The 17,348-nt window shown below is 68.8% G+C and carries 15 protein-coding genes and 2 pseudogenes; 11 read left to right on the top strand and 6 right to left on the bottom strand.

What is annotated here, in order from left to right:
* Nucleotides 1–205 precede the first annotated feature (205 nt).
* The 3 genes and pseudogenes from ACQPY0_RS47500 to ACQPY0_RS47490 form a co-directional block, all read right to left on the bottom strand.
* Complete coding sequence (locus ACQPY0_RS47500; RefSeq protein WP_432976616.1) at nt 206–1,894, bottom strand: IS1634 family transposase; 1,689 nt, start codon at nt 1,892–1,894, stop codon at nt 206–208.
* A gap of 90 nt (nt 1,895–1,984) precedes the next feature.
* A pseudogene (locus ACQPY0_RS47495) lies at nt 1,985–2,785 on the bottom strand (IS110 family transposase); the annotation flags it as partial.
* A 439-nt stretch (nt 2,786–3,224) separates the two neighbouring features.
* Nucleotides 3,225–3,962: pseudogene (locus ACQPY0_RS47490) on the bottom strand (site-specific integrase); the annotation flags it as partial.
* Nucleotides 3,963–4,100: 138 nt separating this feature from the next.
* Here ACQPY0_RS47490 and ACQPY0_RS47485 point away from each other — a divergent pair.
* Both ACQPY0_RS47485 and ACQPY0_RS47480 read left to right on the top strand, forming a co-directional pair.
* Nucleotides 4,101–5,498 (top strand): IS1380 family transposase, encoded by a 1,398-nt coding sequence (locus ACQPY0_RS47485; RefSeq protein ID WP_432976613.1) that lies wholly within the window; start codon nt 4,101–4,103, stop codon nt 5,496–5,498.
* Between the two features lie 382 nt (nt 5,499–5,880).
* A complete protein-coding gene (locus ACQPY0_RS47480; protein ID WP_432976610.1) occupies nt 5,881–6,576 on the top strand; it encodes a hypothetical protein in 696 nt (231 codons plus the stop codon).
* A gap of 675 nt (nt 6,577–7,251) precedes the next feature.
* On the opposite strand, the gene ACQPY0_RS47475 is transcribed toward ACQPY0_RS47480, so the two are convergent.
* Nucleotides 7,252–7,761, bottom strand: a complete 510-nt coding sequence (locus tag ACQPY0_RS47475) for a hypothetical protein (RefSeq protein ID WP_432976607.1) — start codon at nt 7,759–7,761, stop codon at nt 7,252–7,254.
* Between the two features lie 554 nt (nt 7,762–8,315).
* On the opposite strand from ACQPY0_RS47475, the gene ACQPY0_RS47470 reads away from it, so the two are divergent.
* From ACQPY0_RS47470 to ACQPY0_RS47455, 4 genes are all read left to right on the top strand, one after another.
* Nucleotides 8,316–9,398: a polymorphic toxin-type HINT domain-containing protein gene (locus ACQPY0_RS47470; protein ID WP_432976604.1), complete on the top strand. Its 1,083-nt coding sequence runs from the start codon at nt 8,316–8,318 to the stop codon at nt 9,396–9,398.
* A gap of 3 nt (nt 9,399–9,401) precedes the next feature.
* Nucleotides 9,402–9,641, top strand: a complete 240-nt coding sequence (locus tag ACQPY0_RS47465) for a hypothetical protein (RefSeq protein ID WP_432976601.1) — start codon at nt 9,402–9,404, stop codon at nt 9,639–9,641.
* A gap of 325 nt (nt 9,642–9,966) precedes the next feature.
* Nucleotides 9,967–10,431, top strand: coding sequence for a winged helix-turn-helix domain-containing protein (locus ACQPY0_RS47460; RefSeq protein WP_432976598.1), 465 nt, complete (start codon nt 9,967–9,969; stop codon nt 10,429–10,431).
* Nucleotides 10,432–10,980: 549 nt separating this feature from the next.
* Nucleotides 10,981–11,166: an ATP-binding protein gene (locus tag ACQPY0_RS47455; RefSeq protein WP_432995681.1), complete on the top strand. Its 186-nt coding sequence runs from the start codon at nt 10,981–10,983 to the stop codon at nt 11,164–11,166.
* A gap of 491 nt (nt 11,167–11,657) precedes the next feature.
* On the opposite strand, the gene ACQPY0_RS47450 is transcribed toward ACQPY0_RS47455, so the two are convergent.
* Together ACQPY0_RS47450 and ACQPY0_RS47445 are read right to left on the bottom strand one after the other, a co-directional pair.
* On the bottom strand, nt 11,658–12,266 hold the full coding sequence (locus tag ACQPY0_RS47450; RefSeq protein ID WP_432976595.1) for a hypothetical protein: 609 nt from the start codon (nt 12,264–12,266) through the stop codon (nt 11,658–11,660).
* 9 nt (nt 12,267–12,275) lie between these two features.
* A complete protein-coding gene (locus ACQPY0_RS47445) occupies nt 12,276–12,833 on the bottom strand; it encodes a TetR/AcrR family transcriptional regulator (protein ID WP_432976592.1) in 558 nt (185 codons plus the stop codon).
* Nucleotides 12,834–13,070: 237 nt separating this feature from the next.
* On the opposite strand from ACQPY0_RS47445, the gene ACQPY0_RS47440 reads away from it, so the two are divergent.
* From ACQPY0_RS47440 to ACQPY0_RS47420, 5 genes are all read left to right on the top strand, one after another.
* A complete protein-coding gene (locus ACQPY0_RS47440) occupies nt 13,071–13,202 on the top strand; it encodes a hypothetical protein (RefSeq protein ID WP_432976589.1) in 132 nt (43 codons plus the stop codon).
* A 1,139-nt stretch (nt 13,203–14,341) separates the two neighbouring features.
* A complete protein-coding gene (locus ACQPY0_RS47435; RefSeq protein WP_432976586.1) occupies nt 14,342–14,767 on the top strand; it encodes a hypothetical protein in 426 nt (141 codons plus the stop codon).
* Between the two features lie 50 nt (nt 14,768–14,817).
* Nucleotides 14,818–15,423, top strand: coding sequence for a hypothetical protein (locus ACQPY0_RS47430; RefSeq protein WP_432976583.1), 606 nt, complete (start codon nt 14,818–14,820; stop codon nt 15,421–15,423).
* The gene (locus tag ACQPY0_RS47425) at nt 15,420–15,863 is read left to right on the top strand and encodes a roadblock/LC7 domain-containing protein (RefSeq protein WP_432976580.1); all 444 of its coding nucleotides are present in this window, start codon (nt 15,420–15,422) and stop codon (nt 15,861–15,863) included. Before ACQPY0_RS47430 ends, ACQPY0_RS47425 begins: the two co-directional genes overlap by 4 nt.
* 625 nt (nt 15,864–16,488) lie before the next feature.
* The gene (locus ACQPY0_RS47420; protein WP_432976577.1) at nt 16,489–16,848 is read left to right on the top strand and encodes a cupin domain-containing protein; all 360 of its coding nucleotides are present in this window, start codon (nt 16,489–16,491) and stop codon (nt 16,846–16,848) included.
* The last annotated feature ends 500 nt before the right edge of the window (nt 16,849–17,348 follow it).

Raw genomic sequence — 17,348 nt, 5'->3', positions numbered from 1 at the left:
TCGACCTCCACCCTTGTGTCGTCCACAGGGAAAGCGTCCCGAGCTGCCGGGACCGGTCCGTGGATGATGTGAGCCGGGCGCGGAGGTGGCGCAGAGTCTCTAGCGGGAGTTTCCCCCTTTTCATGATCGACTCTTGTGTTTGTGCTGGTAGAAGTCTGTTTGGTGAGGGCTCGGATGTATTACCCAAGCCGGGTGTCGGTGCTGGTCAGCGGGTTGGGGCGTAGCGCTGGAGTCCGAACAGGTCGAACAGGCGATGTTGGGTGTCGTTCATGTCGGTGAGCAGGCGCTGGGCGCGGGGTCGGCCTTTGCCGCCGTCGTGGTGCAGCAGCACGGTCTCGCCGATGCCTTCGAGGTGTTCCAGCAGCTCGCGAACGGACAGGTGCAGGCCGGCATGGGCGGCGGTGCGGCGCATGAGGTGCGCCACGGCCAGGGCGAAGACGCAGGTGAACATGTGCACGCGGATCTTCTGGTCGGTCCAGTGGTGCATGGGGCTGAACGACACGACCTGCGGGTCCTTCAACTGCCGGAACCCGAATTCGGCGTCGGACTGGGAGCGGTAGGCAGCGATCACGTCGGCGACGGGCCAGGTGTCGCGGTTGGTGAATAGGATGCGCTTGCCGAACAGGCGGTCTTCCAGCTTGGCGCGGGCGCGGGTGTTGGTGCGCCAGGACAGCCGGAAGGTGGCCGGTTCCTCGCCGGTGAGGGTGACGTTGATGATCTGGTCGACCCAGCGGGGCTTGAGGATCGCGGCGATGTCGGCCTCGACCTTGCTGCGGGGGCGGCGGGTGTTGCCGCGGTGCAGCCGGGCCTGCAACTCGGCCAGCTTCGTGCGGGCTTTGGCCAGGGTCTGGTCCAGGCCGCGGGACTGACCGGCGTGCAGCGCCGGCGAGTGGGTGAGCACGGCGCGGCGGGTCACGCCGAGCGCGGTGACCGTGGTGTCGACCGCGGTCAGGTCGGCGAACCGGTCGGCATCGACGGCCTCGTAGCGGCTGCGTGGGATGTCCAGCAGGTCGGGGTGGTCACTGGGCGGCAGCGACCCGACGAATCCGATCCCGGCAGCCTCGACCTGCGCATGGTTGTGGTGGGAGTTCTGCCCGGCGTCGTAGACCACGGTCAGCGACTCCACGCCCTGGACCAGCATCCGGTAGCGGGCGACCAGCTCGTCCAGCACGGTGGAGAACTGGGTGACGTCGGGCCGGTCGCCGGGGTAGGCGTGCGAGACGATCGGGATGCCGCCGTCGCGGGTGACGACCAACGCGAGGCCGACCAGCCGCAGATCGGTGCGTTTCTGTTTGGCCTTGCCACGCTGCGCGATCGGCGCCCGATCGTTCGTGGAATCGATGTAGGTGGCGAAGTTGGTCATGTCCAGGGCGACGCTGGCCAGGTCGAGCCCGGACCGGTCGATCATGCCACCGTAGATTGACGTCTCGATGGTGCGCAGGTCATCCGCGCCGAGCAGGTCCATCGCGTCCCAGAACCGGCGGTGGTCCAGCGCCTGGGCGTCCAGCTTCACCCACCGCGGCGCGGCGGTGGTGGCCCACCAGTCGGCGAAGGCCCGCTTCGAACACGGGTCGACCACCCGGTTGAGGGTGGCCAGGGCCAGGTAGGTGCCCACCGACGCGCCCGCGTGGGCATGGCGTGGCACGACATCATCCACGAGCCCAACCACGTCCAGATCGTCCAGGATGGACCACACCGCCGCCACATCACCGAACCGTTTATGCTGGCTGCGCACCGGCTCCACGCCCGAACCCCCGGCCAGCTTGGCCGTCACTTCCTCGGCGCTACCCAGGTACTGCTGCGAGACGATCCGGGGCTTGCCGTCCACGCGGGCGGACTCGACCAGGTAGTAGTAGGTCTGGTTCCCGCGGCGCTTCCCCACGATCGACGGCATTTATGGGTAATACAAGATCCTGGATCGAAAGTCCAGCCCAACCCCGCACTCACAGCCTGTCGATCATGAAAAGGGGGAAACTCCCGCTAGGTGCGCATCGAGCATCCCCTCGACCTGTTCGGCGACCTGTTCGCGTTGGCGCAGCAGGTCCCGCAGGCTGTCGGCGAGTCGGGGCAGGACGGTCTCGGCCGCCGCGGTGCCGGGCACGACGACGGTCTGCGCGTCGAGCGCGGCGTGGACCTGCTCGACCAGGCGGGCGCCCATTCGTGGGGCGCGCTTCGTGACGATCTCGGCGAGTTTCGCCCGGCTGGCCTGGCGGATCCCGGCCGGGCCGCCGCACCGCGACAGCAGCTCGAGGACAGCGGGGTGCTGCAGTTTCGGGCCCAGGACCCGTTCCAGGGGTGGGTGGATCTGGGTGAGCAGGCCGCGGATCCGGTTGCTGATGCGGGTGACCTCGCTGGCGAGGTCGTCGTCGTAGCCGACCAGGACCTCCAGTTCGGCCAGGGTCTCGTCGCCGGTGTCGACCCGGCGCAGGGTGTGCGGCAGGGTGCGGGCGGCGTCGGCGATCACGTAGGCGTCGCGGGCGTCGGTCTTCGCCGTGCCCGGGTGCAGGTCGGCGAGCCGACGCATGACCAGGCCGGGCAGGTAGCCGACCTGGTGCCCACATGCGCGGGCGACGGCAACGGGCAGGGCGCCGATCGAGGCGGGCTGGTCGACCACGGCCAGGATCCGGCCGTGCCGGCCCAGTTTGTCGAACAGTTTCCGCAGGCCAGCCTCGGTGTTGGGCAGCGCTGCGTCGTGCAGCCGCTTACCGTCACGGTTCAGGCCGACCGCGTGGTGTCCTTCCTTGCCGACGTCCAGTCCCAGGAACACGCCGAACTCGTCGTGCACGTCTCGCCCTTCCCACTGCTACCGTGGCTCGGCCGCTGGTCAGAGCGTCGGACTGCCGGCAGCCACGTTACGAGGAGACCTACCCCGCGCGCGGGGTGGCCGGGTCCCTATCAGCGGTCCGCCGACGCCACCCGGCCCGGCGACAACACCCCCCGGATCATGCGAACGACAGGGGCACATAGTCATACCGGACCGAGCGACCGAGCAGTCCCCGGCTGGGGACGATCAAAAAGGTAACGGGCACGGGTGCGAACAGCCACGTAGACCGGCGAACGCTCGCCGACCTAGAACCCTTGCGTCACAACGGATTTCGGCACGTGAGGCGCGGCCATCACGGCGTTGACAGGGAAGAGGTCACTGGTTCAAACCCAGTATCGCCCACCACAGCTCAAGGGCCGTTTCCGGCCATCGGCAACGGCCCTTGAGTCGTTCAGGGGGTCTACGGCGCAGAAGTCGGCCCACCGGGCAAGCTGAACATCCGGTTCATGACTTCGGCGCCGCTCAGCAACACCGGCCGTAGCTGGTGCCAGTAGACCGCCTCAGTGACCCGCGTGCCAGTCTGACCGACAAGATCGGCGATCTGCTCCAGGGGCAGCCCGAGGGCCGAGGTCGAGACGAAGCTGTGCCGCAGCTCTCGGGGTGTCCACTGGTTCGGGTCGAGCCCGGCCGCCCTCGCCACCCGGCGCAACCATCGCGCACGTTGGCGGCATCGAGCGCTGTTCCGAGCATCGACGTGAACACCAGCCCGAGGTCTTTCCCCTTGTAGCCCGCGCGCTGTCGGGCCTCGTCCTGCCACACCTTGTGCTGCTTGAGCACGTAGACGCACAGCGCGGGCAGGGCGAGCGTGCGCCGCGACTTCTTGGTCTTAGTGTCGCCGTGCTCGCGCACCGACCGCCACACCGACGCGGACGGAGGTGCCGCCGGGTCAGCGTCCGGCGTCAAGGTCCACGTGATCCCAGCGCAGCGCCCGCACCTCCTCAGTGCGCAGCCCAGTGAGCAGCGACAGCACCAGGTATGCGTAGAACGGTGTCCTCGGCCGCCTTGAGCAGCGCCGCAGCCTCCTCGATCGTGAGGGACTTCGCGGTCGACCCGGCCGCCCGGTCGGAAGCTCGCACAGGTCTACGACGTTGCACGCGACCACGTTGCGCGTCATCGCCCGGCGGACCGTCCGGTTCAGACCCGGATCCGTGGATAGGGATACAACACGGCGTGGCATAGATGAACGGATGCCTTGTCAGCAGGGATGATTGGACTTGTCTAGGGACCAATCCGTCGCTGTGAGAAGGACACCCGTTCGGTGCAGAGGATACCTGGTTTGGCAGGTCGGGTGCGTGTCGGCGCACCGGACGCGTCGTTGACGCCGGTGTCGGGTGTGGTCGCGGTGGCCGAGTTGGTCGGCCGGTTGGGCGTGACCGCCGCGTTGGACGACGCAGTCGGTGCGATCAAGCAGCGGGACCGGGGCCTGTCCGCGGGGCAATTCCTGGTCGCGGTGGCGCAGGCGCAGATGTGCGGTGCGCAGTTCTGGACCGGGCTGGACCGCCGCCGTGCCGATCCGGCCGGGGAGGCGCTGTCGGCGGTGGCCACACCGGCCTCGACCACCGCGGTGCAGCTTGCTGACCGGTTCGGCCCGGCCCAGGTGGCCGGGGTAGAGGAAGGCATCGGGGAGATCGTGGGCCGGGTGGTGGGACTGCTGCCGGCCAGACGGCGCGCGGTGCTGCGTACGGGTGGGGCCACCATCGACCTGGACGGCACCGATGTGGAGTGCTACGGGGCCAAGAAGGAAGGGATCGCCTACAGCTACAAGGGTGCCCGGGCCGGGCGTCCGCACGTGGCCACGTGGGCGGAGGCCGGCCTGGTCACCGCGGCGGACCTGCTCGCAGGGGACGAGGACCCGCGCCCGGGGGCGGGGTCGCTGATCGAACGCAGCGTGGCCACCCTGCGCGTGGCCGGGGTCAGCGTGCGGCCGAAGGTGCGCGGCGATGTGGGCTACTTCGCCAAGGACATCGCGGCCGCCGCAGTGGCGGCTGGTTGCGACTTCTCCCTGGGGGTGACCCGCAACCCGGCGGTCTGGCGGGCCGCCGCCGCGGTCCCGGACACGGCGTGGCACACGGCAAAGCGGATGAAGGGTGCCCAGGTTGCCGTCTGCGACTACGCGCCGGCCGGGTGGCCACCGGGCACCACGTGCGTGGTGCGGCGGGTCAAGGTCCGCGCCGCCGACGTCTCGACCGATCCACGGGCCCGTCGCCGGCGCACCATCCCCAAGGACCAACTCGCCCTGGCTCTGGACGGCCTCGTCGGCCACGTGTACGCGTACTCGTTCATCGCCACCAACCTGGACGTGTCCACCCCAGCCAGGGCGGTCGCGGTCGAGGCGTGGCACCGGATGCGCACCGACATCGAAGACCGCATCCGCGACGCCAAGCACGGCGCCGCGCTGCGGCACCTGCCCTCAGCCAGCCGGGCAGCGAACACGGTGTGGATGTGGGGTGCGCTGCTGGCCGTGAACCTGTCCGCCTGGCTGCAGGAACTGGCCGGTCTGGACGGCGGTGACGGACGCGGCCGGGCCCATCTGGGCACCCTGCGGCATCGGCTGCTGACGGTCCCGGCCCGGCTGGTCCGCCACGCCGGGCAGCTCACCCTGCGACTACCCCCAGACCAACAAGGTCTCACCGAAGTTCTGCCCCGACTGCGCCGACTACCGATCTGGACCTGACCACCAGGCCCGACCGGCCCGAACACCCCACCGAGACCAGCGAACCCGGCGCCACCGGGCCACAACCATACCCACCGGCAGAAACACCGCATCACCCATCGCCCATCAGCGATATGCGTCAATCACGCCGCCGCTATCCACGGATCCGGGTCAGACACGAGTACACCTGCCCGAGCGACGCGGAACTCAGCACCGTGGCTCGATTGGCCAACCACCTCACCAGTAGGTGGGGATGCCGTGCCGCTCGCTGGTGGGGTCGTGGTACTGCGCGCGGATGCGGCTCATGGGCCGGCGCTCACGGCTCCGCCTGACCCCGGCGGCTTGCTGGCCCGCCCTATCCTCAGGGCACGCGTCCAGGCTTGCGTACCGGGAGAGATACGCCATGGAGTCTGACCAGCACGTGTCAGCACCGCCCGACGACGAGGAATTTGACGGCGAGGAATTTGCTGCACCGCCTACCGCTGCCGGTCCGCCGCCGTTGGCCATGGTCGGCGTAATCAGCGCCGTCCTGGCGCCGATCGCCGCCGCGCTGACGCTGCTGATCTTCTTCCGGTTCGGCCGGGTCGCCGAGCCCACCACCGCGGATGTGCAAAGTGCCAACCGCCTGTTCGCAGCGGCTCGAATCGTCGTGCCGATGCTCGCGCTGTTCGGCGCCGTGTACGTGTTCGTGGCCTTGCGCCGGGCGCGGCGGTCCGTGCTCCGCGGGCTGGGCGCGGCCCTGCTGTCGCTCAACCTGTTGGCGGCTGCCGGCTTCGGCCTGTTCGTGCGCCTCCGCACGGACATCTTCGACCACTCCGAGCACCGGACATGCGGGTTGCGCAAATCCATGTCAGTCGTCTTGCAGCTGCAATGCACGCTCACGGCGACCAATGCGCCGACATCCACGGTCACCCTGCACTGGAAGGGCATCAGCGATCCTCCGGGCGCCGTGTTCGAACCCGGCTCCGGAACGCTGGCGCCAGGCGAAACCACGCCGAGGATCTCGATCGACGCCGGTACTCAGTGCCCCATCGTGTTCATCCTCCGCGACCAGCAGCAGGGGAAGGAGATCCGCAGCCCCTTCGACGGCTGCAGCTGAGGCGCGTACCGGTTGTTTACAGGCCTGGGCCGCGGGTAGCCGCTCGGCCCATGAACCTGGTCCTTGTCGCCACCGCCGACGGGGTGCCCGCGCGCGGGCTGGTCCACCACGACAGCGACCGCGCCGGCCTTACGCCGCGCGGTGCGTCACGTTGAACTGGCGCGTGTACCAGCGCAGCGTCTCGGCGACGACCGCAGTACGCGCCCGGTGCAGTCGGTGTGCCGTCACGGCGTCGACCGGGGCCGTGCCTGTAGAGCATGCTGCTCTGCACGTCGAGCAGAGCAGCAGGCATCGCGGCAGGCCGTAACCGCTGGCTCGCTGGCCACGACGGCCGGCGGAATGCGTCCCCACTGTCCCTCAACGGCTTCTGAGCTGTACTTTGGCAAGGTCAAGTCAGGGACACCTTGATCGCAAGTGCCCCGAACCGGCCGGGCCGGGACATGAAGGGATGGCGCGGAACAGAAGGGGATCGCTGCCCCTCCGTGCCCTTGGGGGTAATTCAGGGGGTCACGGCGGTGAACAACCACGCACGCCGATGAACGCCAGCGCGACTGAAACCCTTATGCGGCAACGGATTCCGGCACGTCAGGCCCGACGCCATGGCATTGACACGGAAGAGGTCACTGGTTCAAACCCAGTATCGCCCTGCTCCGCAGATTCCGGCTGCTGCGCTGATCAGTTGGCCGGTGCGAACGAACAGCCGGACGGGCCGGTGTCGCCTTCGGGGTCGACGCCGTGGGACAACCCCATCCTGGTGGGACGGAACTGCCACGCCATGTCCGCTAGGGCGAACTCCAGGCGGAACGACGAAGGCGACGTGAAGTTCATGCCCAGGTCGTACCCGTTCACGTCGCCATCCATACGGGACATGATCTGCCATCGACCGGCGCCGCTCATTACGTCGACCAGGCGTTGCGGGGGGAAATCCGAGGCATTCAATTCGGTTCGGGCCGGGTCGTCGATCGCGGTGTAGACCTTGCCGACGCAGGCGTCGAAGGCCGTGACGGTGAAGCTGCCGTCCGCATTTAGGTCGACCGTTGTGCCATTGCCGTTGCTCTGCCAGTGGCCGATCAGGCGGCTCCGGGTCGGCGCGACCGTGACCCCGAGCACGGCGACGTAGCCCACCCCGACGATAGCCAGGACAGTGACGACCACAACTATCGACAGCGCGATTCTCGTCCGCACGGAACGGGATGTTACCAACCGGTGGGTGACCACGGCTGCCCCGCGCCACCCGCTCTAGATCGCCCCGGAACCGCCTGCGCGACGCACCGCCCGCGATGACAACCATCGCTGAAAGCGACAACTACGGCTCGCCGTCACAGCAACCGTGCGCGTCAAACCGCGCGTCAATCGGTGCGAACGCATCCGGACGCGTACGGACGCCTAGGGACCATCCGCCGCAGGTCAACGGGCATGCGAGTGGAGGTCAAGAGATCGTGATCGTTACTTGACACGGACGGCTCGATCGGCGTCGACCTGAAGCCCGCGGCGTTGAAGGTGTTCATCGAGGCGAATTGGATCGCCCTCGTCGACGCCTCGGCACAAATGCAAGCGCAGGGGTAGCCAGCGACAATATGCTCTGCCGTGCCGTAGCTGCCGACATCGCCACCATCGCGCCTGTGTGCTCGTCTGATCTGCGAGAAGCGCGTGGCGGGCCGCCGCAATGGCAAGCCTGAGCCAGCTTGCCCGAAACGATCCGTTGTCAGGTTCGACCCTGGAAGTGAGACTGACCACCGATGCTGGACCGCGCGGTCATCGACGCTCTGTTCCCCGCTGATCTGCCCGAGCCCGGGCACTGGGAACAGCAGTACCCGCCGCGCCAGCTGCCCGAGGCCGCCCAGGTCACCAGGTTTGCGCCGTCGCCCACCGGGTTCGTGCACATCGGCGGCATCTACGTGGCCACGATCGACCGCGACATCGCCACCAGCTCCGGCGGGGTCTACTTCGTGAGGGTCGAGGACACCGACCAGTCCCGCGAGGTCGAAGGCGCGCTGAGCCAGTTCGCCGGCGCGTTCGACTACTTCCACCTGGCCGCTGACGAAGACGACGAGCGCGGCGCGTACGGTCCGTACCGCCCCGTCAAGATGGCCGACGGCAGCCAGGAGCCCATCAAGGACGTGAAGGTCGGCGACACCGTTCAGGCCACCGATCCAAGAACGGGCAAGACGTCGCCACGCACGGTGCTCGCGGTCAAAGTGAACCGTGACAACGCCCTGACCGACTTGACGGTCAAAGCCCCGAACGGCACCGTCGCCGCGATCCGGACGTCGCAGAACCACCCGTTCTGGGACAGCGAACAGCAGGCGTGGGTCAGCGCCGGTGACCTGCGGCCGGGAGCGGCTCAGTACGGGAGCGCGGGAGCATCGTCCGAGATCGTCGGGGTTCGCAACTACCTCGGCGCACGGGACATGTACGACCTCACCGTCGCCGACATCTACACATACTATGTGATCGCCGGCAACGTACCGGTGCTCGTACACAATTGCGGGCCGTCACTTGACGACCTTGCAGCAGCAGGCAAGGCGCCTGACAAGAATGGCCTCACTCGTGCAGGATCCGAGCAGCAGAAGCATAGGAATCGGGAGACGAATACCGGCCAGTGGGATGTTCCTACCGGAAAGCGAAATCCGACCGGTTGGAAGAGTGTCGGACAAGACACTCTAGAGGACATTCTTACGCATCCGAAGACGGCAACTCAAAGCTACGTCAACAGGGCCGGCGACAACGTGATGGAATTTCTTATACCCGACAAGGGTGTGCAGTTCCGGCAACGCGGTGGTGTCGGTGACTGGGTGCTCCACTCCTTCAGGGAGAGTTAGATCATGACGGTTCACCAGTACGGCGATGCCCTTATTGAGATCACTGTGCTAAGCGACAGGGAATCTGATGGGTGGATGGCTGAGGTGTGGGATTTGACGCCTCAGACCGGAGGGGAGCTGATGCATTATCACAAGCCTCCAACCGGCGAGTTGTCGATCGACTTGCTGGGGAATCGGGTTCCGGTGGATCTCGTGATGTGGTCCATAGCGGTAGTGAGGGATGAATTGGCGGATTATCGATAGCGCTTGGCTGTCCCATTACTGAGGGCTGTGTCGACGTCAGCGATGTTGGTGCAGCTCCCTCCCTGGATGGCGTAGGGAATCGGGTGCGGCGTACGGCGGTGCAGGCAGAGTTCGGCTCTGCGACCGAGATGCGCTTGACGACTTCGGAAAGTGATGGGTGCCCGCACAGGTGAGTGGTCGTCAGCCGGGCCTGCCGTCACGGTCGCCGTCAGGATAGAAGTCGCATCCAAGGCGACCAACGGCGCTCGGCCGGTGCACCTCGGGGTGCACGAGGTAGCTCGACGGGCTCGACGTGTGCCGGATCCTGCGGGAGGACGCTTCCCCCGTGCCAGTGCTCATGCTGACCGCCCGGACCGGCGAGGACGACCTGCCGCTCGGCCTCGAACGCGGCGCCGACGACTACCTGACCAAGCCGTACAGCCCGGGGGAGCTGCTGGCCCGGGTGCGGACTCTGCTGCGGCGGATGGACCGGGTGGGGCAGGCGGCGGCCGCGGGCATCCGGGTCGGGGCGGTCACCGTCGACCCCGAGCGGCACACGGTCGCCGTCGCGGGCGAGCCGGTCGACTGCACGCCGGCCGAGTTCGCCATCCTGGCCGCCCTGGCCCGCCACCCCGGCCGGGTCTTCACCCGCGCGCAGCTGCTGCAGCAGATCGGCGACCGCGACTCGACGGAGCGGGCCGTGGACACGCATGTGATGAACCTGCGCCGCAAGATCGAGCCGAACCCGCGCCGCCCGGTCCGGCTGCTCAACGTGTACGGGATGGGGTACAAGCTGGTCGAGGGGCGATGACACTCAGCTCTCGCGTGACGCCGCGCCGCAGCCTGCTCACCCGGCTGCTCGCCACGTCGGTGCTGATCGCGGTCTGCGCCATCGCGGCCACGGCCTGGCTGACGGTCCAGCTCACCACACGCGCCGTCGCCCAGGAGCAGAGCCGGCCGCTCGGCGCCGACACCGACGTGTACGACGCGCTCATCGGCTACGCGGCGACGCACCCGAGCTGGGACGGCGTCGGTGCCACTGTCCGGCGGCTGGCCGACCTCACCGGACGCCGGATCACGCTGACCACGCCGGACCGCACGCCGATCAGCGGCTCGACCCCCGAGGCGCCGACCGGGTCCGCCGTGCCGAGCACGACCGTCGACCCGCTGTACCTCGACTCGGGCATCAACCGGACCGCCGGCGGGCGGATCGACCCGCGCGCGGTCGGCCCGTACCGGCTCACCGACCCCGAGCGGCAGCGGCTGCGACAGAGCGCCGAGACCCAGCTCCAGTGCCTGCGTCAGGAGCAGATCCAGGCGGAGATCGTCGACACCCCGAGCGGGCGGCCGATCGTCCGGTCTGGGACTGGCGATCGCCCGGCAGATCGCCCGGGCGCCCGGCGGCGACCTCACGGTATCGAGCGAGCCCGGGCACGGCGCGACGTTCACCGCCGACATCCCGCGTGATGCCGGCTTGGGAATGTCTGAGCGACGTAATAGTGTGCCGTCGCCGTGCGGGCACACCTCCAGACCGTCGTCATGGTGAACCACGCTACCGAGGCGCGAGTGCGTGGGTGAGGGGCGAACAACCCTCATTTCCCGCGTCGGACAGCCGGCTGCCCAGGCGGCGGACGGAGCGCCGCTCTCCCGGGCTCGGCGACGCGGAGCTGTCAGCCGGACGGCCGGCGATATCGCTGGGCCGGGAACTGCCTTGATGATCGGCTGCGCGGGCAGGGCCGCCCACCCGGTTGCCGGGCCCTTGGGGCCGATGTTGGTCGACGCGGGAATTCGGGATGTCCCCAGGGCGCTGGCCAACGTGCGATGGCAGGGGGCGAGAGATCGTTTCGTCAGTCTGGTGGGGCTGCTGCCGGTTCTGCCAACCGGGCAGCGGGCGTCTGGCTGCTCGACCGCACCCGCCACCGCGCCGACCGCAAGCGGCCGGTCCCCTTGGGATCGCTACTTCGGGACGGTTGCCGTCCGGGCGTTCGGGGTCGTGGCGCTGACCTCTGCGCAACGCGATGGGAATCGTGCGAGCGATCAAGCGGAGCGGGAGGGAGTCCGCCACATCGACACGGCGAGCCACGCACATCCGGCCGCCATGAGTACGCCGTGCGCGATCCGGCCCGCCTCGCCGACGAAGAACTGTGGGATGAACAGCGCGAAGCCGGCGCCGAAGAGCGTCCCGCTGAACCGAGGTAGTGCGCCGGACCGCCAGATCGCAATGGCGGCTGTGACGGCGCCGATGCCCAGCAGGATCAGCCCGATGAGGAATGTGGTGATCGCCGCCGGGTGGTAACGGATACTCTCGGCGAGGTTGAGCAGGTCCAACCGCTGCCCGTCCGCCACCTTCGTGGCAATCGTGTTCAGCGCGAAGTCCTCCGCGCCGTAGTAGGGCAGGGTCAGTCCCGCGCCGATCCACATGATGACGCCGGCGGTCCGGTGCACCGACAGCAGCGCCAGCGGGACGAGGATGAACCCGATCATCGCGAAGAGGTGGGTCGCCACCCACCACGGCGAGGACATCGAGTGCAAGGCGCCGTCCGCTGTGGACTCGTCTGCCCATGGGCGCAGCGCCGGGTAGAGCAAGAACAGGACACCGGCCACGGCCAGAGCGGCGGCGGCGAGTCGGGTGCGAGTGAGGGGCACGGCAGACTCCTACAGCGGGGGAAGGGTAGCAAGGAACATCCGGATCAGGCGTTCGTAGGTGTCGTCGAGGTCCTGTGGCAGGCCGAAGCCACCCGCCCCCTCCAGCGACGCGAAGCCGTGGACGATCACCCTGGCGGTCCGGATCGTGTGGATCAGTTCGGATTCGCCGAGCTGCCAGGGGCGCAGTACGGCCTGCATGATCTCCAGCATGCGACGCCCGGAGGCGGCATATTCGGGCTGGTGCAGCGGGTCGGCCGGCATCGCCGCGTAGCGGGTGGGGTGCGCGGTGACGTAGGCGCGATAGGCGCGCATGAGCGTCGCCACGGCGTCCGCGCCGCTGCGGCCCAGGACCGCGGTCGCGAAACGGTCCGTCATCTCCTCCATCACGCGTATGCCGACCAGAGCGCGCAGATCAGCGACGTTGCTCACGTGCTTGTAGAGGGACGGGGCCGCGACGCCGCAGCGCTCGGCGACCGCGGCAAGGGTCAGCGCTGCGAGTCCGCGCTCGTCGACGAGCGCAACGGCGGCGTCGACGACTCGGCTTTGGGTGAGCCCGGCTCTAGGCATGGCCGCTGTCCCCACGCCTCAAGCTACGCTTCATAACTTTAAAGCTATGCGTCATAGCTAGCGCGTGTCAAACCCCCGTTCCGCGCCGGTCCGATCGGTACGCAGTCGCCGGCGACAGCGTGGAGTACGTCACAGGCTCGACACTTCCGCCCGGGCTTCTCAGCCAACTCAGCGACTCGTCGCTCACGAGGCCGCCTACGAACGGGCTGGGCCAGACCGATCAGTCGCCGTTTGGCCATGACGTCAACGCTGGCTGCGCTACCGGGCGCAACGGTGCCCGGCCCGGTGGGCGGCGGCACCCCGATACGCGTCTCGGTCAGCATCGCGAGCGGGCTGCTGGGCTGCCAGCCGGGCGTGACGGCGGTGTGACGGTTGACTGGGGCAGTAGGCGGCGGGCGGCCGGCACACGGTGAGCTGCCCGCCGCCGGCCGGGCTGAGCCGCAGCGTCGCCCGGTCCGAGCATGCCGCGCACGTGTACGGGTTCGGGTGCGCGAGCCGCTCCTCAGTCAGAACGGCGGGCTGGGCAGACTCAGGGTGACTGCTCGTCACGCTTGACACTCCAGAAACTCGGGGCCGGCGCCGGCCACACGGCGATCGGCGCGGCCAGGCATGCCTTCGCGGAATCCGCGGAAGAAGCCATCTACCCGCATCAAGACTGCCGTCGCCGAGCGCCGTGGCAACGCATTGAGCAGGCTCCGGCGGATTGACGCCCACCCAACACCCCCACGTCCACACACCGATGACGTAGAGGACGCTGTAACCGCCGCTCTCGCCCCGACAATCAGGACGCCGCCGGTCCCGAGGTGGGCCAAATCCGTCTCGTCGTCAGCGTCGCGTCCTTCGTCGCGGACGGACTACCCGTTGAAGATGGACAAGGCATTTACGGGCGCCTCGCCAAGCGGACGCCGGCCGTACTGCGTCGGATCAAGAACATCACCGGCATCAGTGCAGATCTGCAGTTCCTCCACGGCGGAACTGCTGCAGCGTCAGCATCGCGGCCGGTACATGGCTCGGCGTCGGCTTCCGACCCATCAGCCTCGCGGAGCACGGCGATCGCCCACCGCATGGTCATGAGGCTGACCGCGTGCAGCGTGACGAGCACGCGCTCGGAGGGCAGCGCCTGGCCCTTTGAGAAGTTCGCGACTTCCTCGATCTGGCGGCTAACTTTCCAAACATGCTGGAGTCGGACGGTGGCGCAGGGTAGTGTGAGATCCCACCGTCGGCGGCGATATGCCGGACCGCGTAGCTGATGCCTTCCGGTGATGATCCGTCCCATATGTGCATCGGCCGGGTTGCCGCAGAGTCTGGCCTTCGGATCACTCGTCGTCCGACGATCGGACAGTATCGCCATTGCCGTGTGGGCGTTCGGCGAGCAGCGTGCAACGCTCCAGCCCATGATCGGTGCGGCGTCGGGCCGATCGGCGCGCTTTCGGCCGGCATCGGGGGGCCGGGCCGCGCGCCTGTTGATGATCGAAGTTGGACGATCGGGTCCGGTGTGAGGGAGCGCTATGTCCGAAAGAAGCATGAGCCACGTGGTCACGGACGCGGTCAAGGACTTCCGGGGCTCGGTTCCCGAATGCCTGGCCGCGGGGATCGTTGACATGTCGACCGGGATGCTGCTCGCCGTCGACACCGTCGACACCCACCCGACCGAGGTCCTGGACCTGCTGGCGGCGGCGACGTTCGACATCTTCCAGGGACGCAACGTGGTCATGATCGAGGACGTCTTCAACCGGCGCCGCGGTATCACCTCGACCAGCCACTACTTCCAGGAGATCCTGGTGAACAGCCAGAATCTCGTGCACCTGTTCATGCGCAGCGCGACCAACTCGGAGATCGTGGCCGTCGTGGTCTGCCGCCGCACGGTGAACATCGGCATGCTGTTCGCCCAGGCGCGACTGGTCATGAAGAGGCTCGACGTCGGGGTGGCCTGAGCGGGCGACGGCCAGGCGCGCGAACGGCTGAGCCCGGAGGAATGCGGAGCGTGTCAGACGAACATGCCGCGCTACGTTCGGTGATGCGGATCCAGGGAGCGCGGTCCGTCACCGTCGTGTCGCTGGCGACCGAGGCGGTGGTGTGGTCGGAGACGGCCGCCCAGCCGATCGGCGCCGACGTCGCCGGCGCCATCAGCCAACTGGTCGGCGTGGCGGCGCGGATGGTCCGGCTGAACGACGGCGCGGAGGTGCTGGACGACCTGGTGATCACCAGCCCGGCCTGGTTCCACGTGCTGCGCATCGCCGCGGCGCAGGGCGATACCCAGGTCGTGCACCTCCTGCTGGACCGGCGCAGCGCCAACCTGGCGCTGGCCCGCTGGGAGCTCCGGACGCTGCTGGACACCGCGACCCTGCCGGCCCTGCCCGAGCCGCTGCCGGCCCTGCCCGAGCCGCCGGGCCTGCCGCACCGCACCTCGAACAAGGCGGCCGGCGCCCAGCCTCCGCCGCAGCGACCCGCGGACCGCCGGGACGCCCCGGCCTCAGCCCCGGGCGAGACGGCGGTTCCCGCGTGGCTGGCCCAGTTCGCCGGCGAGACCTTTGAGATGGACATCCAGACCCTCGACCGGGTCCTGGCCGGGTTGCGGAGGTTGGCGTGACGGAGGATGCCGCCGCGGTCGTGCAGGACAACGGGGTCGCCGAGATGCTGCAGGAACTGACGGCCCTGCGTGAACAGGTGACCGGCGCCGTGGGCTGCGTCGTCGCGGCCGTGGACGGCCTGCTGCTCCTGTTCGACCCGATGGTCGGCCCGGAGCCTTACAAGCTGGCCGCGCTGGCCGCCGCCACGGTCGGCGTGGGCCGCCAGACCAGCGTGACCCTGCACCAGGGCCTCTACCGCGAGTCGACCATCCACAGCGACGGCGGTTATTTCACGGTGTACGCCGTGGGAGAATCGGCCTTACTGGCGGTAGTCGGCGACGCGGGCATGAACGTGGCCCGCCTGCACCTGGAGGCCCGCGCCATCGCCCCGCGACTGGCCCGACTCCTCCAGGCCAACCCGGTCCCCCGGCCCGAACCGGCCGGGCGCCACCGCAGCTGAACTCGATGCACGCCTTCCTCGAGCACTGCGGATACGAATCGCCCGACAGGCCGTGCAGCTCGACGCTGTCGTGGCGACGCCGCGGCAGCCGGTCGGCGCACTGCGTCGTCGCCGTCGGCGGCCCGCTGCGCACCGGCGACCGGACGGCTCTCGGCCCACCCGTCACGGGTCGGGTGATCCGGCCGCTCCCGGCCGCCGTCCAAAACCGGCCGAACTGAGTGAGGTCCAGGTCGGTGAAGAACTGTTCGGTGTCCTGGCCGGACAGGCCCTTGCCGGTGACCACGGCGGTGCCCGGGGCGGGCTGGTTGGCGGTCTGGCGGGTGAGGACCTGACGGGTCTGCTCGCGGGTGACCCGAATGGAGATCAAATCAGGGCAGCTTCCCCTTGATCGGCGGCACCGGCGGCGACGTTGACGCGGCCCGGGCGCTCTGCCCCTCCCCAGAAGGCGGCCCTGACCTGCGCCCTGGCGGGGTCGCCCCAGAGACGCGCAGCCCGGTTGAGCGGCCTGTCCCCGGCCCGCGCGGACACGATCCGCAGTGGGTCGGTGACGAAGACTTGACACCACTGCGTGACTAGGCGTTACGGTCCGAAAGAGGGACTCGATGGTAACCAGGGGGTGGTTGTCGTGAGAGTCGAGGTAAAGACCTTCGACAAGCCGGACGAGACGCGGCCCTTCGAGGGCAAGGGGTACGCCGACATGGTGACCGTGGCCGGCAAGACGGTGGAGTGTGGGCACTTCGAACCGGGCTGGCGCTGGTCGGACAACGTCAAACCCATCGCGGGCACGGAGTCCTGTGAGTTTTCGCATCTGATGTACGTGCTCCAGGGGCGCCTGCGCATCCACATGGACGACGGCAGCGAGCAGGAGCTCACGCCGGGCGAGGTGGCGGCGATCCTGCCCGGCCACGACGCCGAGGTGGTCGGCGACGAGGAGTGCGTGGCCCTGGACTTCGGCGAGATCGCCGAGTACGCGCGGCGCAAGTAGGGATTGTCGCGCAGGTCGCCCCGGTATGCGGGGTCGGTCAGTTCCACCTTTGCCGCCCGGCCAGCGGCGACAGTGACATCGACCAGATCGCCGGCGGGGGGGTAGGTGCAGTTGGGCGTAGGCCGTCGAGGACTTCGGCGGGGACCGGTTGGTCGGAACGGCGGGCGGCCATGACCCGGAACAGCCGCCCGGCGTTCGCGGCTGGGATGGCCTCGCCGGTGAGCCGGCTGGTGGCGAGGACGTCGGACGCGGTCAGGTAGGTGACCTCGATGTCGGACCCCCAGGGTGGTGCAGCGCGATGCCGCAGCTGAGGGTCTACTCTCGCCCGACCCGATGCCTCGTGGTCCGAGGTCTCGGCCGCGGGACCTTTCGACCCGGTGCGCGCGCCACCCGGTCGGGTCGGCGATCCGCACCGCGCCTTCGCGGAGCTCCGGATCGAATCGACGTCTCGTCTCAGCAATGATCCCGCAAACACCAGCCCGAGCGCGGGCTGCGTGGTG

The sequence above is a fragment of the Dactylosporangium sp. CA-233914 genome (genome assembly GCF_050942935.1).
Classification (GTDB): Bacteria; Actinomycetota; Actinomycetes; order Mycobacteriales; family Micromonosporaceae; genus Dactylosporangium.
This window is presented reverse-complemented; position numbering and strand designations above follow the sequence as displayed.

Bases quoted from the DNA above. Each gene is read 5' to 3' on its own strand.
- ACQPY0_RS47500 (WP_432976616.1), bottom strand. From the start codon at position 1,894: ATGCCGTCGATCGTGGGGAAGCGCCGCGGGAACCAGACCTACTACTAC.
- ACQPY0_RS47480 (WP_432976610.1), top strand. From the start codon at position 5,881: ATGGAGTCTGACCAGCACGTGTCAGCACCGCCCGACGACGAGGAATTT.
- ACQPY0_RS47445 (WP_432976592.1), bottom strand. From the start codon at position 12,833: ATGCCTAGAGCCGGGCTCACCCAAAGCCGAGTCGTCGACGCCGCCGTT.
- ACQPY0_RS47465 (WP_432976601.1), top strand. From the start codon at position 9,402: ATGACGGTTCACCAGTACGGCGATGCCCTTATTGAGATCACTGTGCTA.
- ACQPY0_RS47435 (WP_432976586.1), top strand. From the start codon at position 14,342: ATGTCCGAAAGAAGCATGAGCCACGTGGTCACGGACGCGGTCAAGGAC.
- ACQPY0_RS47470 (WP_432976604.1), top strand. From the start codon at position 8,316: ATGCTGGACCGCGCGGTCATCGACGCTCTGTTCCCCGCTGATCTGCCC.
- ACQPY0_RS47440 (WP_432976589.1), top strand. From the start codon at position 13,071: ATGACGTCAACGCTGGCTGCGCTACCGGGCGCAACGGTGCCCGGCCCG.